This is a genomic window from uncultured Roseobacter sp. (assembly GCF_947493125.1).
In the GTDB taxonomy this organism is placed as follows: domain Bacteria; phylum Pseudomonadota; class Alphaproteobacteria; order Rhodobacterales; family Rhodobacteraceae; genus Roseobacter.
Map to the genome: position 1 here is coordinate 1 of NZ_CANLQB010000008.1, position 20,409 is coordinate 20,409.

Genomic DNA, 20,409 nt, shown 5'->3' on the forward strand with positions numbered 1-20,409 from the left:
CACCTTGGACGAGATCAACCACGGCTTTGAGCTGATGCACGAGGGCAAATCCATCAGGGCTGTGGTGGAGTTCTGAGGAGACACAAACATGCACGGCTTCGACCTCGGCAGCTACACCCGCGCAGTGACCACCACCTCGGAGGCCGCGCAGGCTCAGGTCAACGCCGGTATGGTCTGGCTCTTCGGCTACAACCATGAGGCGGCGGCAGAGTGCTTTGCCCAGGCCGTCACTGCCGATCCGGGCTGTGGCTTCGCCCACTGGGGCATCGCCTATGCCGTGGGTCCCAACTACAACAAACCATGGGAGTTTTTCACCGCTGAAGAGCGCGTGTCAACGCTCGCGCAAGCCCATGCGGCGCTGGCCGAAGCGCAGGCCCTGAAGCCCAAACTCACCCCGGTTGAGGCCGCGCTGATCGACGCGCTGGCCGACCGGTTCCCCGACGATCCCGAGATCGAGGACTATGCGCCCTGGAATGATGCTTTCTCGGATGCGATGCGCCGGGTCTATGCGGATCACCCGCGCGATCTCGACGTGATCTGCCTCTTCGCCGAAGCCCTGATGAACCGCACGCCCTGGCTCCTGTGGGACCTGCCCTCGGGCCAGCCCGCCGAGGGCGCCTCGACGCTCGAAGCGCAAGCTGCGCTCGAGACCGCCTTCGACACGTTGCCCGGTGCCTGGGATCATCCGGGCTTGCTGCACATGTACATCCATCTGATGGAGATGTCGCCCGTCCCCGAGAAGGCGCTGCGCCACGGCGACCGGCTGGTCGATCTGGTGCCCGACTCCGGCCATCTGGTGCATATGGCCACTCATATCGACGTGCTCTGCGGCGACTATCAGAATGTGATCTGGCGCAACCGCCGGGCTGCGCAGGTCGACCGCAAATATGAAGCCCTTGCTGGGGCTCAGAATTTCTACACCGTCTACCGCATCCACAACGTGCATTTCGAGGCCTACGGCGCGATGTTCCTGGGCCAGCCGGAGGTGGCGCTCGCCGCAGCGGATCGCCTGGTCGAGATGCTGCCTGATCCGGTGGTGCGGTATCTGCCCGACCTTTTCGAGAGCTTCTGGGGCAAGAAGATCCACGTGATGGTGCGCTTCGGCCTGTGGCAGGAGATCCTCGACGAACCCCTGCCGGAGGATGCGGAGCTGTACAGCTACACCACCTGCGCGATGCGCCAGGCCCGGGTCATCGCGCTGGCCAATCTGGGGCAGATCGACGACGCGCAAAAAGAACGCCTCCTCGCCGATGAAGCGTTGAAGGCCGTTCAGGAAACACGGATGGTTTTCAATAACTTCGCGAGCGATGTTCTTGCAGTAGGTGAAGCGATGATGGAGGGCGAGCTGGCCTTCAAATCCGGCGACACAGACAGCGGGATAGCGCATCTGCGCCGCTCGGTCGCGCTCGATGATGCGCTGCTCTATGACGAGCCCTGGGGCTGGATGCAGCCGACCCGCCACGCGCTCGGCGCGCTGCTGATGGAGCAGCGCGCATTCGACGAGGCAGAGGCAGTTTACCGCGCCGATCTCGGCCTTGATGAGACGCTGGCCCGCGCCTGCCAGCATCCGCGCAATGTCTGGTCGCTGCACGGGCTGCACGAATGCCTGGTGCAGCGCGGGGCGCTGGCGGAGGCCCGGCACATCAAGCTGCAGCTCGACCCAGCCCTGGCCCGCGCCACCGTGCCGATCCGCGCCTCCTGTTTCTGCCGCAGCAGCGCCTCCGCCGCCTGAGCGCGCTGCCTTAACCGCGCGGTCACGAACAGCCCATTTTCGGGGTCTGGTTGGGAAAAACCGACGCGCGCACCGACAAAATACCGACGTGATACCGACGCAATACCGACATGCGATTTCGCCCATACTGACAGGCCCAAAGCGCCCTTCGCCAACCTGATGTCGCAGCGCGGTTCAGGGTGTTGCGCGCACGCTGTGGTCGGATTGCGATAACCGGAGAATGTGCGGCATGCGGCAGATCGCGACTGGCGCGGATCATGAAGTCCACAGCCCCGGGCAAGGGCGCCACTCCCGCGAGATATGTGCAGCCCGGTCACCATCATCGACTGGCAGGGGTCGTGCACGTTGTGCAAGCGGCCCCAGGGCACAGCACCGAGTGGTCCAATACGGCTTCTGCCAGTCGGACAGACCGCGCAGGTTGTCACCTCAAGGACCGAGATACCTGATCGAGCGGGCGCCCATATCGACACCGCCACACCTGGCAAGCCCTGCCGATACAAGATCGGTTCCCGACTCCACCCCGCAGTGAATTCAGCGGCGCAAGCGCTTCACGAAAGTGCGCTTTTCCAACGCTTTACGCGGGAACGAACCGCCAGAGCCCGGCGGCTGATTCCGGTCAAGCCTCGACCAGCCCAAGCCCTGACACTGCGCGGAGGATGTCGATGATCTCATCAACACCCTGCCCATGGCGCAGCGCCGCAAAGACAAAAGGGCGGCCCGCGCGCATCCGTTCCGCGTCTCGCTGCATCACCTCCAGTGACGCACCCACATGGGGGGCGAGGTCGGTCTTGTTGATGATCAGAATGTCCGACCGGGTGATCGCAGGGCCACCTTTGCGAGGGATCTCTTCGCCCGCGGCAACATCAATGACGTAGAGCGTGACATCGGCCAGTTCGGGCGAGAAGGTGGCGCTCAGATTGTCACCGCCGCTCTCGATCAGAATAGCCTCCACATCCGGGTGACGCCTCTGCATCTCGGCTACGGCGGCAAGGTTGATCGAGGCATCCTCACGGATTGCCGTATGGGGGCAACCTCCTGTTTCCACACCGATAATTCGATCTCGGGGCAGCACCTGCATGCGGGTCAGCGCATCCGCGTCTTCCTGGGTGTAGATGTCATTTGTGATCACCCCGATGGAATGGCGCGCGCTCAGCGCCCGTGCCAGGCAGGCCGTGAGGGTGGTTTTCCCGGCGCCCACGGGGCCGCCGATGCCAATGCGAAGAGGACCGTTCAGACTCATGTGCGAAAGACCTTTGAATAGAGGGTTTCATGCTGCATCGCTGCGATATCGGCAGCGAAACACGAGGAGGCGAGCGCGTCCAGAGGCGTCTCGACTGCGCAGGATGCCGTGTCCCGGATCAGGGGGGCCAGATCGGCCAGCAGCGCCTGCCCCGCGGTCTGGCCGAGCGGGACAAGCCGCACCGCAGCGGAGATCAGATTGGCAGCGAAGGCGTGCAGATACATTCGCGCCGTGAGGTCGAGCGGAATGTCCTGAGCTTTTGCCGCGCGCGCCACCGCAACGGGATAGGTCAGGGCGCCCAGATCCGTGTCCCAGATCGCATCGACGGTACGGGCGAAGGCGTCTCCCTGTTGCTCTGTCTCCAACAGTCTTTCCGCGCTTGCAGCAAAGGCACGCGCGGTGTGCTCCACCGCGGAGAGCTCGGATTGTTCTGCCCCGTAAGCCTCTGAAAGTATGACAACATCCGCGCGCCCTCCACCGAAGGCGATGATATCTCGCAGCCACTCCTCAAGCGTCTGAGCGCTGTTTATCCGGCCAGCGGTGATCTCTGTTTCGAGCCCGTGGGAATATGCGAAGGCGCCGACAGGGAAGCCGGGCGACAGCCATTGCGTCAGGGTCAGGACCGCATCAGTGCTCATGATCGTGATGCTCGGGCCCGTGTTGCGCGGAGTGGTCGTGGCCATGGGTACGCCCATGACCGTAGGCGCCGCCTTCCGGTGTGAAGGGCTCCACCACCTCATGCACATGCGCGCCCAGTTGCGCCAGCATCTGTGCCATCACGTGGTTTTGCTGAATGAGCAGGCGCGTGGGTTCGATCTGGCAGGGGGTGTGGCGGTTGCCGATGTGCCACGCGATGCGGTGCAGGTCAGTGCCGGTGATCTCCAGAAGCGGCTCAACTGCGGCGCGGATGCCAATCACCGTGCCGTCGGTTGCCTTGAGCGCGTCGCCGACGTTGAGCGATGTGGTCTGCGGCAGGTCCACCAGAACCTGCGTGCCGCTGTCGGTGGTCAGCACCTTGCGCCGCAGAAACCGCGCGTCGTAGTCGAGCGTGATGTGATCGTCTGCATCATGTGTATGAATGAGGTGTTGGGCTGTCAGCATCGGGTGTTGTCTCAAGGGCGATCCCCGGCCGCGGGTTGGAGCAAAGCCCCCGCCCATGGGGGGCGGTCGGGGGGCTGCCCGGCGTGTCGCCAGGCGAACTATTGCTTCTAGACTAGGCTATTTGGTTTCATCATCTATCCTTTTCGATCTCCGCTTCAGCTCGTTTCACAAGGGCTTGGCAAATCACCGCGCACTCGTCGAAATCGGGGTAGGAAGTTGTGCCACCTAGTCTTGGATAGCGCAGAGCGTGCCACCAATTCTCAACTTCCTTGCCAAATTCAAGCTTTGTCATCTTAGACTGACCCAAGGCTCCAAAAACTTTGAGTGTCTTCGCAAGCCCGACAGTTTGCTTGTCTATGGCTTCAATCTCAATCTTCAGTGCCGCCTTAGCGAATTCGGAGTCATTCTCCGCCCATTTGTGTTCGAGGGTCTGGCGGCGGAGTGTCGGCACGTCGCGATATGCCTCTCTCACGCAGCCTCGTTTTCCATCTTGGCCGACGAGGCGGATCAACTCGACAATGTCGTGCGAGCGGCCGGGCTTTTCACCGCGTGCAAAAAGACATGCCTTTGCAGCGAGCTCAGTCGCGTGTAGCAGCAGAAAGAACATAGGATTGCGGGTTGTCCAATTCGCAAAATCAACTGCCTCTTCACGTGCATTGGCGTGTACACTCCGCGCGCTCTTCAGGTATGCTTTCGCTTCGCGCACGTAGAGATCCGCTTCAGTTTGCTTCCTCAAAACATAAAATACCGCTGCGCCATCGGCAGCACCTCTGCCGGCTGGCAGGTCAGCAATTCACCATCGGCGCGCACCTCATAGGTCTCCGGGTTTACCTCGATCTGGGGCAAGGCATCGTTCAGGATCAGGTCTTTCTTGCCAATGTCGCGCGTCTTCTCAACGGCCACTGTCTGCTTGCGCAGTCCCAACTGATCACGCAGCCCCGCCGCCTGCGCCGCTGCACTCACAAAGGTCACCGCAGAGTGCTCGACCGAGCGGCCGAAGCTGCCGAACATGGGCCGGGTATAGACCGGCTGCGGCGTTGGGATCGAGGCATTCGGGTCTCCCATCTGGGCGCAGACAATCGTGCCTGCCATCAGCACCATCTCGGGCTTCACGCCGAAGAACGCGGTGTTCCACAGCGCGAGATCCGCGCGTTTGCCTTCTTCGATGGAGCCGATTTCATGAGAAATCCCATGCGCAATCGCAGGATTAATGGTGTATTTCGCGATGTACCGCCGCACGCGCACATTGTCGTTCTCACCGGTCTCTTCCGCCAGCCGTCCGCGCTGTTTCTTCATCTTATCAGCGGTTTGCCAGGTGCGGATCAGCACCTCGCCCACGCGCCCCATGGCCTGGCTATCACTCGCGATGATAGAGAACGCGCCCATGTCGTGCAGGATATCCTCGGCGGCGATGGTCTCGCGCCGGATGCGGCTTTCGGCAAAGGCCACGTCCTCGGGGATCGACTTGTCGAGGTGGTGACAGACCATGAGCATGTCCAGATGCTCTTCCAGCGTGTTCACCGTGAAAGGCCGCGTCGGGTTGGTCGAGGAGGGGATCACATGCGGCTCGCCGCAAATCTTGATGATATCCGGCGCGTGCCCGCCGCCTGCGCCTTCGGTGTGGAACGCGTGAATCGTCCGACCTTTGATCGCGGCCACGGTGTTCTCCACAAAACCGCTCTCGTTCAGCGTATCGGTGTGGATCATCACCTGCACGTCCATGTCGTCCGCGACAGAGAGACAGCAGTCGATGGCACCGGGCGTCGTGCCCCAATCCTCATGCAGCTTCAGCGCACAGGCGCCGCCCTCAACCATCTCGACAATCGCTTCGGGCTGGCTGGCGTTGCCCTTGCCCGACACGCCGATGTTCATGGCGAAATGGTCCACGCTCTGCAGCATCCGCCCAATGTGCCAGGGTCCGGGGGTGCAGGTGGTCGCCAGCGTGCCATGGGCAGGGCCGGTGCCGCCACCGAGCATCGTAGTTACACCCGAGTGCAGCGCATCCTCGATCTGCTGGGGGCAGATGAAGTGAATGTGGCTGTCAAAGGCCCCCGCTGTCAGGATCTTTCCTTCGCCTGCAATGGCTTCTGTGCCCGGGCCGACGATGATATCCACGCCGGGCTGCGTATCGGGGTTGCCCGCCTTGCCGATCTTGTGGATGCGCCCGTCTTTCAGCCCCACATCCGCCTTGTAGATGCCGGTATGGTCCACGATCAGCGCATTGGTGATCACCGTATCGACGGCGCCTCCCGCCCGCGTGACCTGAGACTGCCCCATCCCGTCTCGGATCACCTTGCCGCCGCCGAACTTGACCTCCTCGCCATAGATCGTGTGGTCGCGCTCCACCTCGATGATCAGATCGGTATCGGCCAGCCGCACCTTGTCGCCCGTGGTGGGGCCGAACATCGCGGCATAGCTGGAGCGGGGGATCGAAGTTGCCATCAAAAACCTCCAATCGTTTCAAGGTGCGTGTTATTCATCGGTGCAGGTAACAAAGATTTTTCTTCTGTTCTGGAACAACGTCTTGTTCGTCGGCACGCGGAGGACTCCGCGTCACCTGGCGCATGAATATATGTAAAACTGGAGCAGTTCTCGTTACTCTGCGACCGATAGGAAAATCTACGAATGCAGGCCCAGCAATATGTCGCACACGTCTTTCTGGCTTCAGGCTATCGGATACACAATTTTCATTCTGACTATTTTGGGCCAGTACCGGGGCTGGTGGTGAGTGTCCCGCCCGGCGAAACCCGCAGGGCAGCCCCCGACCGCCCCGTTTTGCCAAAGGCAAACCTGCGGTTTGACGGGCGGAAGCTTTCAGCCCCGTGCCCGCGGGTGGGGGCTGCCCGGCTTCCTTAGTTCCCACCTCGACCAATCCTCACACCATCGCGAAGATGCGGGCGGGTCCGCCGGTGCCGCCTACGTGGTTCGGCGCGCCGACCACTAGCGTCGCTCCCGCAGCTGGCACATCTCCCAGCCCGGCAAGGTTCTCGATCCCGTAGCGGCCCGAGGGCAACCAGGCATTATGCGTCGCGAAATCCGCCGATGGCCCGTGGTCGAGCGACAGCGTATCCACGGCCATTGCGGCCGCGGTAGTCTCTTCCAGCAGCATCTGCGTGGCCTCGATATGAAAGCCGGGAAAGTGTTTCACGCCATCGGCGTCGTTGCCGACGTAGTTCGGTCCATCTGTTTTTGAAGCCCAACCGGAGTGCATGGCCACGCAGGCGCGGTCGGGAATGTCACCGTGTTCGGAGATCCAGGCGTTGAGGTCATCCGGGGTGACCTGCGCATCCGGGTCTCCCTCCGCGCGGGCCGCAATGTCGATCACACAAAGCGGGACGACCAGATTTCCCACAGGGATCTCGTCCACCGACGTGCCATCGGCCGAAAAGTGCAATGGCGCGTCGATATGCGTTGCCGTGTGTTCGTTGATGCTGAGGTTCATCAGGTTGAAGCCGTGTTCGGCAAAGTTGAACTGCTGCTCCATCGAAATGCCGGGCACCCCAAAAAACGTCGGAAACTCAGGGCTGAGCTTATGGGTCATGTCGATGACCCCTCCATGGCCCGCTGCAAGAGTAGGCGGCGCCGAGGCCACAGCTCCGACCGCTGCAGTCGCGCCAACAGCCGCGGACGTCTTGAAGAAGTCGCGCCGCGACAGCATCCGCTGCTTCACAGAGTTTATTACACAGATATCACACATGATCTTTCCTCCTCCGTTGTTGGGCGCTCAAAGATCACCCATGATCTGCTGATTGAACCCAAAAACACGGCGCGCACCGCGGAGCGGGATCAACTGCACCTCGCGGCGCTGACCCGGCTCGAACCGCACCGCCGTACCCGCCGCGATATCCAATCGGCATCCGCGCGCTGCGCCGCGGTCGAACTCCAGCGCCGCGTTGCTTTCGGCAAAATGATAATGGCTGCCCACCTGGACGGGCCGGTCGCCCGTATTCGCAACCATCAGCGTGATGGCTTCAGCCCCCTCGTTCAAAACGATCTCACCGCTGGCGGTCATGACTTCCCCGGGGATCATATGCGCATCCTCTGCTTCATTCTTCCAAAAATACTCAAATTCTACCGGATCGGATTGTGCACCGTGACGAGCTTTGTTCCGTCCGGAAACGTGGCCTCGACCTGCACATCGTGAATCATGTCCGGCACGCCCTCCATGCATTGATCGCGGGTGATCACCTCTGCTCCCGCCTGCATCATATCAGCGACGGACCGGCCGTCGCGCGCGCCCTCCACCACCGCATCGGTGATCAGCGCAATCGCTTCCGGGTGGTTCAGTTTCACACCGCGCGCCAGTCGCTTGCGGGCCACCTCCGCGGCCATCGCGACCAGTAGCTTGTCTTTTTCGCGAGGGGTCAGCTGCATGGGTCAAAGTCTCCAGCTCATTGGTAATCTATTGTGTGTCAGGCGGTCGAGCAGCGGCACAAGCCGCTTGCGCAATTCGAAGCCATCGGGTGCGAGACACCGCGCCACCAGCAGGTCGGGCTGCAGCAGGCTCGCACCTCCGGCAGGCCCCAGAAACTGGCGAACCGCAGGCAGCATCCCTTCGGCCTCGGGCGCAACCAGCACCAGATTGGCCATCGCCCGTGCCCCTGCACCGATTGCCGGTCGGTCCAGCTTGGCTTCGATATCACCTTCAAGCAGGACCCCGTCGCGATAGATCAGCAGCCCGTCTCGCCGCACATCTATGCGGTCGCGAAACATCGCGCTGCGGAGCTGTTCGCCCATGGCCCGGCGTCCGAAGATCACCGGCTCGACCATCAGAAAGCGGCTGTCCGCCGCCATGTCGACATCCAGTCGGCGGGACAGGGCCGAGCCTTCGTAAAGAATGGTCTCTTGGGGGAGCCAGTGGAGTTGTGCGCCGCTTTCTACGCTCAGCCGCGTCCGGATGCGTCCGATCTGTTTCGACTGCGCGCGATAGGCACGCTCGGCGGCTTGGGTTGTGAGCGTCAGGTTTGAGCCCTCACCAGCAGTGGCGGCAATATCGAACCGATCCCCTCCGGTCATCCCCCCGGCGGTGTTGATCAGGACGCCCTCGACGTCACATGCGTTGCGTGGAAAGACCAGCTTCAGCGCACCGGCTTGATGCAATGTGTCGATGCAGGACCGGCCCTGACGGCATTTGCTGCTGACCGTTGCGGAGCCGATGGCGCGCGGCTGATCCAGCAATGTCGCAGCTTGCATCAGCACGTCGTCACAGTCCCCGGTCCGCCCTACTCAGAGATTAATGTCACATGAGTTCCGGCATTTGACCAGAGCGCAGGCGCGTGATGCCTCTCCGGCGCGCATTTGCGCTGGAATAATAGGCAGTGGGCTGAGCACACAATTCGCTCAGGACGTTACACCTTCGATGAGCCTGGTATCCCGTGGCCCATGATCAAGCCTCCAGATGTGGCCTGCGATCGCCTGCGGATAGGCCTTGGTCACCAGCGGATCGTGACCGGGCACGATCAGTGCCCTCCGCGAGGCCAGCGCTTCCAACCGGTCGAAGCCGTCCAGCATGTTCTGCAGATCCACAACAATTGGAAAGGGTTTGCGGGAAAAGACGTTCTCGTAATAGTGCGCGGCATCCGAGGCCAGCACCAGCCAACCCGCTGCTGTGCGCACGCGGACCGCCTGCAACCCGCGGCTGTGACCGCCAATGCAATGGACCGTGACGCCCTCGGCGACCTCCGCATCGCCATCGTGGAAGACGACCTGTCCTGCGTAAAGACGGCGTACGGCCTCACAGATATGGCCAGCCGTGAAGGGCATCCGCAGTGTGTCGTGGCACATGCAGGGTCCGGTGGCATAGGCCATCTCGGCGGCCTGCATGTGCAAGGTGGCATTCGGAAAGAGGTGAAGACCGCCGGCGTGGTCGTAGTGCAGATGGGTGACGATCACTGCAGCAATATCCGCCGGTTGCAGCCCCAGCGGTGCGAGTGATGCCGCGGGATCCTGCCGGATCGGGCGGTCCCGCAGGCGTGCTTCTTCTGCGTCATAGCCCGTGTCGACAAGAATGACCTCCGAGCCGCGCCGCAAGACCCACATGAAGTAGTCCATGTGATGCGGTGCGTCGTGGTTGTCGTCGAAGATGAAGCTGTCTCGTCGGGTCCGCGCGTTCCGTTCGGCGTATTTGACGGCAAACACCTCCCAGTCGCTCATTGCAGAACCTCCGCATAGGTCTTCACCGATTTCTCGGCGATCATGTCCACGGTCGCAGTATCAAAGGCCTTAAAATGCGCGCTGGCGAGATGCGCGTCAAAGGCCTTTGCGTCACTGTAGAGTTCATAGAGACAGACTTCCGTCGGACGGGCCGGATCAGTCGCAATATCGAACTGGTGACATCCCGGTTCCTTGGTCAGAGAGGCTCGTGCATTTTCCGACATGAGCGACATAAATGCCGTGTGTGCCTCCGGTTTGATTTGAAACGTGACGACGACTGCGAACATATCCACCCTTGCAACTGCTATTTTGGTCATTTACGCATGCGTTAATGTATACGTTATCCCGCTAAGATATGTCACGCCCAAAGACGTGGGCAGTCCATGTCTTCGAGCAATCACGAAGGGGCGCAAAAATCAATGAAGGACACCTTTGACATTGCGGTCTTTCACGGGGACGGCATTGGGCCGGAAATCACCCGACCAACGGTGGAGCTGCTGCGGCGACTGTCGCAGCAGAGCGGCTATCATCTGACGTTTCGGGACTGCGCCGCTGGCGCGTCGCACTATGCGGAGACGGGCCAATCGCTGCCCGAAGCGTCTATGCAGGCCGCGCGGGCCGCGGATGCGATCCTGCTGTCGGCCATGGGGCTCCCGTCGGTCCGATACCCGGACGGGACGGAGATTTCTCCGCAAATCGATCTCCGCAAAGTGCTGCATCTCTTTGCCGGTGTCCGGCCGGTCCGCATATTCCCCGGTCAGAAAACACCACTCAAGCTGCCGCCGGAGACGTCCGTCGATTTTGTACTGATCCGGGAAAGCACCGAGGGGCTCTTCCATACCCAGGGGTGCGGGGAGGTCACGCGGAATGAGGCCCGGGAGACGCTTCTTATCACCCGGAAAACATCCGAGCTTCTGTTTGACTTCGCCTTCGATCTGGCGCGCGAGCGCAAAGCCTCAGGCCAGGGACGGGGCCACGTGACCTGTGTCGACAAGGCCAATGTCTTCCGCGCGTTCGCCTTCTTCAGAGAGCTCTTTGACGCCGAAGCAGCCAAGCACCCGGACCTGACCTCGGATCACGCTTATGTCGATGCAACAGCGCTTTGGTTCGTCCAGAAACCGTGGGACTTCGATGTCCTCGTCACCGAAAACATGTTTGGTGATATCCTCTCCGATCTGGGTGCCGGCCTGATGGGTGGCTTGGGAGTTGCGCCTTCTGCGGACATCGGGCTCGACCATGCGGTTTTCCAACCCTGCCACGGATCGGCGCCTGATATCGCGGGGCAGGGCATCGCAAACCCCTTTGCCATGATCCTCTCCGGTGCCATGATGCTGGAATGGCTCGGGAGACGACATAGCAACGCGGCGCTGAAGTCGGACGGCGTGCTGTTGCGTCAGGCAACCGAAGCGGTCATTGCGGAGGGTTCTGTCTTGACTGGTGATCTGGGCGGTACGGCAACAACCGAGCAGGCGGCGCGGGCGGTCTCGGCCGCCATCGCCGCGATCTGATGGGGGCCACGCAACTGACGGTCGCCTGCCTTGGCGCGGGCTACTTCAGCCAGTTTCATTACGGCGCCTGGGCGCGCATCCCCGAAGCTGTCTGTATCGGCGCGGCGGATCAGCAAATCGCGCGCGCCGAGGCAACCGGTGTGCCGGCCTTTGCCGATCTGGAGAGTATGCTCGATGCCGGATGCCCTGACATCCTCGATATCATTCTGCCGCCACCGGCGCATCGTTCCGCGATCCTGATGGCACTGGATCGCGGCGTAAAGACCATCATCTGCCAGAAGCCGTTCTGCGTTGATCTCGAGGAGGCCAATGCGGTGACCCTTCTGGCGCAGCATGCCGGAGCGCGTCTCATTGTGCATGAGAACTTTCGCTTTATGCCGTGGTATCGTGCCATCAGGTCGGAGATTGATGCGGGGCGTATCGGCGTCCCGTTGCAGGGCACGTTTCGTCTGCGGCCCGGCGACGGTCAGGGCCCCAAGGCCTATCTAGACCGACAGCCCTATTTCCAGCAGATGCCGTGGTTTCTTGTGCATGAAACCGGTGTGCATTGGGTGGATACGTTCCGCTACCTTTTCGGCAATCCGACGGCGGTCTATGCGGATCTACGGCAGATAAACCCCGTGATTCAGGGTGAGGATGCTGGTTTTGTTCTCTTTGATCATCCGCATGGCGTGCGGACGCTGTTCGACGGCAACAGACATTGCGACCACGCTGCCGACAACCAGCGCCGGACCATGGGCGACGCCCATTTCGAAGGGACCGACGGCGTTCTGACGTTGCTGGGCGATGGCAGCGTCACCTTCCGTGGCCATGGGCAATTTGAGCCCGAGCCTGTCTTGCCCGCTGACACTTGGGATGGTTTCGGTGGTGATTGTGTCTATCACCTACAGCGACATGTGGCGCGCGGCCTGCTCGAAGGCACCCCACTGGAAAACGAAGCGCAGGATTATCTGGAGGTTATCCGCATCAAGGACGCCATCTATCGCTCTGCGGAAACGGGTCGGAAAATTGCGCTCGACGAGCTTTGGCAACCCCGGATCAGATGACCAGAGTTGCCCGCTTGCGATTGATCTCGCGGATCAGGCTGTAAGCGGTCGACACGGATGTTTTGACGTTGCCGGATGAAGCAGCCGCGTCGGTTCGGAATGCGAAGGTCCCCCCCTGTGCGCGCACCTCGTATTGATGGGCATTGCCGGTTGCAGTGGGGTCGGCGATCAACTGGACGCGCACACGGTCAAAGCTGCCGCAGGCCAGTGCCAAAGTGGCCGCAACATTCGCGTTCTTGGGATAGAGCCGCGCGGCCTCTCGCGCCGATCCGTCGAAGAACGTCTTGGGCGCACTCAGGTAAGACAAATCACATGTCCCTTCCGCAGCTGTGCCCCGCCACGCCGCCGGTGGTTTGGTACCGCGATAGGACACGTGCGGCTCGTCTACGAGCGCGAGCGCAGACAGAAGATCAATGCCGCCGATGGCACCCGCGGGCAGGATCAAATGCGCGCTGCTCGCCTTGGCCGCGCCCTCCAACGCCGCGTAAAGCGCCGGATCCGCCAGCGCGCCAACCGAGATCACCACGGTATCCAGACCGGCGGCGAGCGTCTCAGGGCAATGGGTGGACACACTGCTATGACCAGCGCACTCAACGACCAGATCCGGAGCGCCTGCGATGAGCGTGCCTAGGTCGTCTGTGATCTGCACGGTGTCAGCAGCACGCCCCAGCGCCTCATCTTTCACGGTCTTCCCGATCGCCGCAGACCGGACGAACAGGGTGAGGTCTGACACTGGGTGCGCCCCCAACCAGGCCACGATGGCCCGACCAATACTGCCATACCCAATGAGCGCAAGATGCATGTCTGTTCCTTTCCCGGTGAGGCGGTGGGCGGCTTGTCCTCCAACCGCAATTCGCCCGTCTCGCAGGAGCTTCTAGGGCAAAACCCGTTTGATTGTAGCGAGATATAGCACATAGTACGACCAGCCGGGCTCGAACACCGGCGCGAGATATAGGGGGATCTATTCATGCCGCATAGGACAGCTGTTATCGGGCTCGGGTCGATGGGCTACGGCATCGCGCAATCGGCCCTGCGCGCAGGGCACGAAACCTATGGCTTCGACGTGAACGAAGACAGATGTCGCGCTTTTCTTGCAGAAGGCGGACGCCCCGGTGCGCTTCCCGAGGTGGCGGAATATCTCGATGCGGTGATTGTAGTGGTCCTGAACGCGGCGCAGACCGAGGAGGTCCTCTTTGGTCCAGCTGGCATCGTTCCGGCGCTGAAACCAGGCGCGGTCATTTTGTCTTGCGCGACTGTGGCGCCCGATGTGGCGCGCGATCTGGCCCGGCGTACGTCGGACCATGGGGTGCATTATCTCGATGCGCCAATCTCGGGTGGCGCGGTCAAGGCTGCGGCGGGAGAGCTGACGATTATGGCCGCGGGCTCGGCAGAAGCCTTCTCGGCCGCGCGTGCCACGCTCGATGCTATTTCAGAGACTGTGTTCGAACTGGGCGAGGCTGGCGCGGGCTCCGCCATGAAGGCGGTCAATCAGCTGCTTGCCGGGGTGCATATCGCCAGCATGGCCGAAGCGCTCACCTTCGGCATGACCCAGGGTGTTGCGCCGGAGACATTCGTTGAAGTGATCAGCAAATGCGCGGGCACCAGTTGGATGCTGGAGAACCGCGCCCCCCATATCGTGGCTGGAGACTACACCCCGCATAGCGCCGTGAACATCTGGCTGAAGGACCTTGGGATCGTGCTCGATATCGCAAAGACGGGACAGTTCAGCGCACCTCTGACGGCAGTTGCTTTGCAACAGTTTGTGGCTGCGGCCGGTCAGGGGCTCGGTGGCGAAGACGACGCCGCGGTCGCAAAGGTCTATGCGCGCAATGCCGGCCTGGCGCTGCCGGGCGAGGCGTAGCGATGCACGGTCAGAACAGACGGGCGCGCCGATGAAAACGGTCTTGGGATGTATCGCGGATGACTTCACCGGCGCGACGGATCTGGCGGGCCTTTTGGCACGCAGTGGGATGCCTGTATCCTTGCGCATCGGCTTGCCCGACGGCCCACCGTCAGACACAGCACCGTTTGAAGTGATTGCCTTGAAATGCCGCACGGCCCCGGTCTCGGAGGCGGTTGCCGACTGCCGTGCAGCGCTGAAATGGCTGCGCGCTGCGGGGGCTCAGAGCTTCTTCTGGAAGTATTGCTCCACGTTCGACAGCACGGCGGAGGGCAACATCGGACCGGTGGCCGAAGCGCTCATGTCCGATCTTGGCGCCCAGCAAACGATCTACTGTCCGGCCTTTCCTGAGAACGGGCGGTCTGTGTTCATGGGCAATCTGTTCGTCGGCGAGCAACCCTTGGCCGAAAGCCCGATGAAAGACCATCCGCTGACCCCGATGCGCGACAGCAACCTGATGCGCCTGCTGGCTCTGCAGGTGAATGGCACCACCGGCTTGATCAACCGTCTGACCGTCGCGCGAGGTGCAGAAGCGATCCGGGAGGCGCTGGAGGGGCTGCGGGACAAGGGCGTGGCGCATGTGGTGGTCGATGCCGTCGCCGATGCCGATTTGCAGCAGATCGCGGCTGCTTGTCGACCGATGCCGCTGCTCACAGGAGGCAGTGCATTGGCGATGCCGCTTCCGGCGCTCTATGCGGCAGAAGGGCTGCTGTCGAAGGATCTGTCGACCAGTGGGCACCCCGAAGTTGACAGCGGTGCGGTCGTGCTCTCCGGCAGCTGCTCGGCGATGACGCGCGCTCAAGTAAAGGTCTACGCCGAGCAGAGCCCGCACTATCGGCTCAATCCGTTGGATCTTGCAAAAAACGGCACTGCCGGGGCCAAAACCTGGCTTTCGGAGCAGTCGATGGAGCGCGCGCCATTGGTCTATGCAACGGCGGAGCCCGAGGATGTGCGCGCCGCACAAGCGGAGCTGGGGTCGGGCCGGGCGGGCGAGATTGTTGAGACTGCTTTGGCGGAACTCGCCATTGTGGCGCGGGACTGCGGTGCCCGGCGGTTCGTGGTCGCCGGCGGGGAAACCTCGGGTGCGGTCACCCAGGCCTTGGAGGTCACCCGGCTCGACATCGGGGCAGAGATCGCGCCAGGCGTCCCCTGGACCTATTGCACCAGCGCCGGGCATCCCATCGCTCTGGCCCTCAAATCCGGAAACTTCGGTTCCGAAGGCTTCTTTTCGACGGCGCTCGCTGCGTTGGAGCAGCCATGATGGGTGACACAGCACTGCGGGAACAGATCTGCCTTCTGGCAAAGTCGATGTTTGACCGGGGGCTGACAGGAGGCAGCACGGGCAACATTTCCGCGCGCACTGCGGACGGTGGTCTTCTTGTCTCGCCCACGGGAACCAGCTTCGGCAGACTGGACCCCGGTCGCCTCAGCCATTTCGACACGGCAGGGCGCCTGATCGACGGTGATCCACCAACCAAGGAAATGCCCTTGCATGCTGCGTTTTATGACACGCGCAGTTCAGCGAGAGCAGTTGTGCACTTGCACAGTTGCCATGCGGTCGCGTGGTCGATGATGCCGGAGGTTGATCCCGACAACTTCCTGCCTCCGCTGACCCCTTACGCGATCATGAAGCTGGGTCGGGTCAAATTGCTTCCGTTCTTTCGACCCGGTGATCCTGCAATGGGACAGGCGGTGCGCGGTCTGGCCGGAAAGCGTTCGGCGGTCATGTTGGCCAACCACGGTCCGGTCGTGGCTGGCAAGGATGTGGAGGCGGCCTGCAACGCCATAGAAGAGCTCGAAGACACCGCGCGCCTCGCCATGTTGATGCGGGGAGTGGATGCGCGCATGCTGAGCTCCGAGCAGATCATGGATCTTGTCAGCCATTTTGACGTGGAATGGGAAGGATAATGCGGTTCTCTGCCAATTTGGGATTTCTTTGGCACGATAAGGCTTTGCCGGATGCAATCCATGCAGCGAAGGCCGCGGGCTTCGATGCTGTGGAGTGTCACTGGCCCTACGACGTACCACCGGCTGACGTTGCCGAGGCGCTTGCGGAAACCGGCTTGCCGATGCTGGGGCTGAACACGCGGCGCGGAGATGTGCCGGCGGGCGAAAACGGGTTGTCTGCGCTGGTGGGCCGAGAGGACGATGCGCGTGCTGCTGTTAACGAAGCCTTGGACTATGCGGTCGCAGTGGGGGCAGAAAACATCCACGTGATGGCTGGATTTGCGCGAGGCATGGCCGCCCATAATTGCTTCATCGGAACGCTGCGCTATGCAACATCTGAGGCGGCGCGGCATGGGATTTCAATATTGATTGAGCCATTGAACCATTATGATGCGCCCGGGTATTTCCTATCGACGACCGATCAGGCCAAACAGATCGTCGATGAAGTAGACGCGCCCAATCTGAAGCTGATGTTTGACTGCTATCACGTGCAACTCATGGAAGGAGATCTCAGTCATCGGTTGGAACGGCTTTTGCCCGTTATCGGACATATTCAGTTTGCGGGCGTCCCGGACCGTGGTCCGCCTGACCGGGGTGAGGTGAACTACGCCCACGTCTTTGCTGAGATTGCGCGCCTCGGATTTACCTCGCCTTTGGGTGCGGAATACAAGCCTGACGGTGAAACAGAACGTTCGCTAGGGTGGATGACGACCTGTCGCGCATGAGTGCAATCAGGGACGTCAAGCGCACGCCATGACTGACGCGGGAGAGCCCTGACCTCTGTCGCATATAATGCCCCTAAATCGAATAGATTTTTATGTGATAACTGGACCTTAAACGCAATTCGCTACCTTTCGACCGGGTTTGGAAAAAGGGATGTGATGCGCCAGGAGGGGACTTCAGACGCAAAATCTTTGACGACACCGCTGGTCGAGGCACTGGCGGTGCCCGCTGTCCTCTTGGCGCCTGACCTTACGATCACGATTGCCAACGAGATGGCCCGCAGCCTCTTTGATTTGGACACGAAGGCAGGCGGCGAAAAGGTCAATCTGCGCACGCTCCTGTGCTCTGAGCGGATGGCCCCGATCGTCGCTCATCTCGACCAGATACGCGCTGGCAAGTCGCCTATGGATGTTGCAATCGTTCCACTGCGATGCGACGACCGACTGCATATCTTCTCGGTCTCCGCATTGAGACGCGATGGTGAACTTCACGCTTATCTCTGCCAATGCGCGGACTCGGTACAGCGCCATGACGATATGCAGATGTGGCAATCCTTCCCCGACGATTTGCCGAAAAGAACGTGGTCCTTTGGTGTCGAGGATGGAGCGATACGCCAGGAGAGCGGAGAGAGGGACGGGCTCGGCGCGCTGCCCGGGGCGGGATTGTCCGACTATCTGGGCCATGTGCATCCACAAGACCGGACGAGCCTCAAAAATGCGTTGGCGGCGCTGCTGTCCACGGTCGATGTACGGTTGAGTCTGTCCTACCGGATCAAGATGAGCGATGGAGACACGGTGACTGTCTTCGGGTCAGGGGCCGTCACCGACTGGTCCGCTGATGGGTTGCCCACCCGGATCAGGATAACGGAGATCGACGTTCGAGCCTATGCGGAAGGTCCCAGTGCCGCCGCCAGTCTTGCGGAAAGCGAGCGCCGCTGGAAGACCGCCGTGCTGAGTGCAAATCAGGGCGTGTGGGATCATGATTTCGAGCGCGGTCGCCACTTTCTGTCAAAGACCTGGCGCGACCTTCGTGGGCTGGGAGAAGAGGATCCGGTTCCGGAAACGACAGATGACTGGTTGACAACAATTCACCCGCAGGATCTGCCTAACATTTGCGAAGAACTGCGCCGGTTGGATGCGGGCGAAACCGATATCATCAACTACAAATTCCGACAGCGACACAGCAATGGCGACTGGATTTGGTTCCTCAGCCGAGGTCGCATCGTGCGGCGCGATGCGGACGGCCTGCCTGCACGTATCATCGGAACCGACATCGACATCACAGACATCAAAACCGTTGAAATCGAAAGCCAGCGTATGGCGGAGCGACTGGACGTGGCCATGGAGGCGGCAGGCATGGCCCGGTGGGAGTTCAACGTGAACGCCAACCAGGCATTCTGGGACGATCGCCTCCTCAAGATGTTTGGTGTTACGGATGGTCAGAACCTTCGTTCCGGCGAGGATTGGAGCACGTTCATCCACCCCGATGATCGCGAGGCGGCAGTCAACTACACCGAAGAGTGCCTGCGAGAGGGGAGAGATGTGGCCCACGACTACCGGCTGCTGACCGCGGATGGGCGCGTCCGGCATGTCCGAACCCGGGGTAAGTTCGTGAACGATACGGAGACCGGCCCGCGCTACTACGGAGTGAATTTCGATATTACCCAAGACAAGATACGCGCTCAGGAGCTTGAAGAGGCGCGTGCCCGTCTGGAACATGAGAGCCGTCACGATGCGTTGACGGGGTTGGCCAATCGGCGGCGGCTTGACGATGTCTACACCGATTATGTCCAGAGCCAGAGCAACGAGGGTGGGCGTCTTGCGGTGCTTCACTTTGATATCGATCACTTCAAGCAGATCAATGACACCATGGGGCATGATGCGGGGGATGCCACGCTCAAACACGCGGCCGATATCCTTCTCCGCAACACCCCTGACGCCGCCTTGGTCTCCCGCGTGGGGGGGGATGAGTTTGTTGCCTTGCTGTTTGACGCCCCCGATGTTGGTGTCTTGGAGGAGATTGCGCAAAAGATCATAGACGACATGTCGCGCCCGTTTTTCTACGGCTCGCAAGAATGTAATATTGGCACAAGTATCGGCATTGCCGTGACGAATGGGCCAGTCAATCCAGATCAGAACCTGTTTATCGACGCGGATCTTGCGCTTTATGAAGCTAAAAAGGCCGGGCGGGGCCGGTATCGTTTCTACAGCGCGACGATGAAAGAGGAGGCTCGCCGCCGCAAGAATTCGTTCGACGCGCTGCTCGCAGGGTTCGATCAGGGCGAGATCACCTGTCACTACCAGCCTCAGTTTGACGCGCAGACGCTCGAGCTAACTGGTCTCGAAGCGCTTGTGAGATGGGAAAGCGGCAAGTTCGGTCTGATCATGCCGGAGGAATTCTTGCAGACGGCTGAGGACATGGGGCTGCTTGCCCAGTTTGACGAGCTGGTTTTGCGTCGGGCGTTGTACGATATGGACCGTTGGCGCCGGGCCGGCTTCTCTGTCCCGCCGATTTCGGTCAACGTGTCGGCGCATCGGTTGAACGATCCGAGCCTTGGTGATCGCTTGCGGGAGCTTGATCTGCCGCGTGGCATGCTGTCGTTTGAGTTGCTGGAGTCCGCTTTTCTGGACGCCCGAAACGACGTGATCGACAAGAACCTCAGAGTTATCGGCGATATGGGCATCGATATCGAGATCGATGATTTTGGGAGTGGGCACGCCTCGATTGCCAGCTTGCTACAGATCGCCCCCAAGCGTCTGAAGATCGACCGCACGCTTATTCAACCGATCGTCAAGTCGCAAAGGCAGCGGGAATTGGTGCGGACGATTATCGGTATCGGTCGTATGCTCGACATTCAGGTGGTGGCGGAGGGTGTCGAAACAGCAGCGCATGTGCCGATATTGCAGCAAATGGGCTGCTGCTATCTTCAGGGATATGGCCTGGCCAGGCCCATGGATGCCAAGGCGGTTGACGCTTTCCTGACGACGCTGGCCGCAACCCAAGGCCGTTTGATGCTGGCTTGATCATGAGGCTGGCCCAACCGCTGGCGTTGAGTCGGG

General features: G+C 61.2%; 20 protein-coding genes. 8 read left to right on the forward strand and 12 right to left on the reverse strand.

Annotated elements, in window-relative coordinates; translation table 11 throughout:
* The first annotated feature begins 88 nt into the window (after positions 1–88).
* A complete protein-coding gene (locus Q1A71_RS17220; protein ID WP_299679160.1) occupies positions 89–1,732 on the forward strand; it encodes a hypothetical protein in 1,644 nt (547 codons plus the stop codon).
* A gap of 616 nt (positions 1,733–2,348) precedes the next feature.
* Here Q1A71_RS17220 and ureG read toward each other — a convergent pair.
* The 11 genes from ureG to Q1A71_RS17275 form a co-directional block, all read right to left on the reverse strand.
* Positions 2,349–2,972 carry an urease accessory protein UreG gene (ureG, locus tag Q1A71_RS17225; RefSeq protein WP_299679163.1) on the reverse strand — a complete coding sequence of 208 codons (624 nt, stop codon included), beginning with the start codon at positions 2,970–2,972 and terminating at the stop codon, positions 2,349–2,351.
* The gene (locus tag Q1A71_RS17230) at positions 2,969–3,655 is read right to left on the reverse strand and encodes an urease accessory UreF family protein (protein WP_366140290.1); all 687 of its coding nucleotides are present in this window, start codon (positions 3,653–3,655) and stop codon (positions 2,969–2,971) included. Before Q1A71_RS17230 ends, ureG begins: the two co-directional genes overlap by 4 nt.
* A complete protein-coding gene (locus Q1A71_RS17235; RefSeq protein ID WP_299679166.1) occupies positions 3,600–4,073 on the reverse strand; it encodes an urease accessory protein UreE in 474 nt (157 codons plus the stop codon). Before Q1A71_RS17235 ends, Q1A71_RS17230 begins: the two co-directional genes overlap by 56 nt.
* 130 nt (positions 4,074–4,203) lie before the next feature.
* Positions 4,204–4,779, reverse strand: coding sequence for a HEPN domain-containing protein (locus Q1A71_RS17240; protein WP_299679169.1), 576 nt, complete (start codon positions 4,777–4,779; stop codon positions 4,204–4,206).
* Positions 4,780–4,805: 26 nt separating this feature from the next.
* The gene (gene ureC / locus Q1A71_RS17245; protein WP_299679172.1) at positions 4,806–6,515 is read right to left on the reverse strand and encodes an urease subunit alpha; all 1,710 of its coding nucleotides are present in this window, start codon (positions 6,513–6,515) and stop codon (positions 4,806–4,808) included.
* Positions 6,516–6,948: 433 nt separating this feature from the next.
* On the reverse strand, positions 6,949–7,770 hold the full coding sequence (locus tag Q1A71_RS17250; RefSeq protein WP_299679175.1) for a cyclase family protein: 822 nt from the start codon (positions 7,768–7,770) through the stop codon (positions 6,949–6,951).
* Positions 7,771–7,797: 27 nt separating this feature from the next.
* Positions 7,798–8,103 carry an urease subunit beta gene (locus tag Q1A71_RS17255; RefSeq protein WP_299679178.1) on the reverse strand — a complete coding sequence of 102 codons (306 nt, stop codon included), beginning with the start codon at positions 8,101–8,103 and terminating at the stop codon, positions 7,798–7,800.
* 41 nt (positions 8,104–8,144) lie between these two features.
* Positions 8,145–8,447: an urease subunit gamma gene (locus Q1A71_RS17260; protein ID WP_299679181.1), complete on the reverse strand. Its 303-nt coding sequence runs from the start codon at positions 8,445–8,447 to the stop codon at positions 8,145–8,147.
* Positions 8,448–8,450: 3 nt separating this feature from the next.
* Positions 8,451–9,266, reverse strand: a complete 816-nt coding sequence (locus Q1A71_RS17265) for an urease accessory protein UreD (protein ID WP_299679184.1) — start codon at positions 9,264–9,266, stop codon at positions 8,451–8,453.
* 147 nt (positions 9,267–9,413) lie between these two features.
* A complete protein-coding gene (locus tag Q1A71_RS17270; protein WP_299679187.1) occupies positions 9,414–10,226 on the reverse strand; it encodes an N-acyl homoserine lactonase family protein in 813 nt (270 codons plus the stop codon).
* On the reverse strand, positions 10,223–10,543 hold the full coding sequence (locus tag Q1A71_RS17275; protein ID WP_299679190.1) for a putative quinol monooxygenase: 321 nt from the start codon (positions 10,541–10,543) through the stop codon (positions 10,223–10,225). The genes Q1A71_RS17270 and Q1A71_RS17275 overlap by 4 nt, the downstream gene beginning before the upstream one ends.
* A 102-nt stretch (positions 10,544–10,645) precedes the next feature.
* On the opposite strand from Q1A71_RS17275, the gene Q1A71_RS17280 reads away from it, so the two are divergent.
* Both Q1A71_RS17280 and Q1A71_RS17285 read left to right on the forward strand, forming a co-directional pair.
* On the forward strand, positions 10,646–11,734 hold the full coding sequence (locus tag Q1A71_RS17280; RefSeq protein WP_299679193.1) for an isocitrate/isopropylmalate family dehydrogenase: 1,089 nt from the start codon (positions 10,646–10,648) through the stop codon (positions 11,732–11,734).
* Complete coding sequence (locus Q1A71_RS17285) at positions 11,734–12,780, forward strand: Gfo/Idh/MocA family oxidoreductase (RefSeq protein WP_299679196.1); 1,047 nt, start codon at positions 11,734–11,736, stop codon at positions 12,778–12,780. Before Q1A71_RS17280 ends, Q1A71_RS17285 begins: the two co-directional genes overlap by 1 nt.
* Here Q1A71_RS17285 and Q1A71_RS17290 read toward each other — a convergent pair.
* Positions 12,773–13,582, reverse strand: coding sequence for an aspartate dehydrogenase (locus Q1A71_RS17290; protein ID WP_299679199.1), 810 nt, complete (start codon positions 13,580–13,582; stop codon positions 12,773–12,775). The genes Q1A71_RS17285 and Q1A71_RS17290 overlap by 8 nt on opposite strands.
* Positions 13,583–13,747: 165 nt before the next feature.
* Here Q1A71_RS17290 and ltnD point away from each other — a divergent pair, with 165 nt between their 5' ends.
* The 5 genes from ltnD to Q1A71_RS17315 all read left to right on the forward strand — a co-directional run bounded on the left by ltnD (position 13,748) and on the right by Q1A71_RS17315 (position 20,373).
* A complete protein-coding gene (ltnD, locus tag Q1A71_RS17295; RefSeq protein WP_299679202.1) occupies positions 13,748–14,641 on the forward strand; it encodes an L-threonate dehydrogenase in 894 nt (297 codons plus the stop codon).
* 31 nt (positions 14,642–14,672) lie between these two features.
* A complete protein-coding gene (otnK, locus tag Q1A71_RS17300) occupies positions 14,673–15,941 on the forward strand; it encodes a 3-oxo-tetronate kinase (protein WP_299679205.1) in 1,269 nt (422 codons plus the stop codon).
* Positions 15,938–16,588: an aldolase gene (locus Q1A71_RS17305; protein ID WP_299679208.1), complete on the forward strand. Its 651-nt coding sequence runs from the start codon at positions 15,938–15,940 to the stop codon at positions 16,586–16,588. Before otnK ends, Q1A71_RS17305 begins: the two co-directional genes overlap by 4 nt.
* Positions 16,588–17,352: a TIM barrel protein gene (locus tag Q1A71_RS17310; protein WP_299679211.1), complete on the forward strand. Its 765-nt coding sequence runs from the start codon at positions 16,588–16,590 to the stop codon at positions 17,350–17,352. The genes Q1A71_RS17305 and Q1A71_RS17310 overlap by 1 nt, the downstream gene beginning before the upstream one ends.
* A gap of 189 nt (positions 17,353–17,541) precedes the next feature.
* Positions 17,542–20,373, forward strand: coding sequence for a GGDEF and EAL domain-containing protein (locus Q1A71_RS17315; RefSeq protein ID WP_299679213.1), 2,832 nt, complete (start codon positions 17,542–17,544; stop codon positions 20,371–20,373).
* Positions 20,374–20,409 lie beyond the last annotated feature (36 nt).

Excerpts from the sequence above, each read along its gene's own strand:
- Q1A71_RS17220 (WP_299679160.1), top strand. The coding sequence starts at position 89 with ATGCACGGCTTCGACCTCGGCAGCTACACCCGCGCAGTGACCACCACC.
- ureG (WP_299679163.1), bottom strand. The coding sequence starts at position 2,972 with ATGAGTCTGAACGGTCCTCTTCGCATTGGCATCGGCGGCCCCGTGGGC.
- Q1A71_RS17230 (WP_366140290.1), bottom strand. The coding sequence starts at position 3,655 with ATGGCCACGACCACTCCGCGCAACACGGGCCCGAGCATCACGATCATG.
- Q1A71_RS17235 (WP_299679166.1), bottom strand. The coding sequence starts at position 4,073 with ATGCTGACAGCCCAACACCTCATTCATACACATGATGCAGACGATCAC.
- ureC (WP_299679172.1), bottom strand. The coding sequence starts at position 6,515 with ATGGCAACTTCGATCCCCCGCTCCAGCTATGCCGCGATGTTCGGCCCC.
- Q1A71_RS17250 (WP_299679175.1), bottom strand. The coding sequence starts at position 7,770 with ATGTGTGATATCTGTGTAATAAACTCTGTGAAGCAGCGGATGCTGTCG.
- Q1A71_RS17255 (WP_299679178.1), bottom strand. The coding sequence starts at position 8,103 with ATGATCCCCGGGGAAGTCATGACCGCCAGCGGTGAGATCGTTTTGAAC.
- Q1A71_RS17260 (WP_299679181.1), bottom strand. The coding sequence starts at position 8,447 with ATGCAGCTGACCCCTCGCGAAAAAGACAAGCTACTGGTCGCGATGGCC.
- Q1A71_RS17265 (WP_299679184.1), bottom strand. The coding sequence starts at position 9,266 with ATGCAAGCTGCGACATTGCTGGATCAGCCGCGCGCCATCGGCTCCGCA.
- Q1A71_RS17270 (WP_299679187.1), bottom strand. The coding sequence starts at position 10,226 with ATGAGCGACTGGGAGGTGTTTGCCGTCAAATACGCCGAACGGAACGCG.
- Q1A71_RS17275 (WP_299679190.1), bottom strand. The coding sequence starts at position 10,543 with ATGACCAAAATAGCAGTTGCAAGGGTGGATATGTTCGCAGTCGTCGTC.
- Q1A71_RS17280 (WP_299679193.1), top strand. The coding sequence starts at position 10,646 with ATGAAGGACACCTTTGACATTGCGGTCTTTCACGGGGACGGCATTGGG.
- Q1A71_RS17285 (WP_299679196.1), top strand. The coding sequence starts at position 11,734 with ATGGGGGCCACGCAACTGACGGTCGCCTGCCTTGGCGCGGGCTACTTC.
- Q1A71_RS17290 (WP_299679199.1), bottom strand. The coding sequence starts at position 13,582 with ATGCATCTTGCGCTCATTGGGTATGGCAGTATTGGTCGGGCCATCGTG.
- ltnD (WP_299679202.1), top strand. The coding sequence starts at position 13,748 with ATGCCGCATAGGACAGCTGTTATCGGGCTCGGGTCGATGGGCTACGGC.
- otnK (WP_299679205.1), top strand. The coding sequence starts at position 14,673 with ATGAAAACGGTCTTGGGATGTATCGCGGATGACTTCACCGGCGCGACG.
- Q1A71_RS17305 (WP_299679208.1), top strand. The coding sequence starts at position 15,938 with ATGATGGGTGACACAGCACTGCGGGAACAGATCTGCCTTCTGGCAAAG.
- Q1A71_RS17310 (WP_299679211.1), top strand. The coding sequence starts at position 16,588 with ATGCGGTTCTCTGCCAATTTGGGATTTCTTTGGCACGATAAGGCTTTG.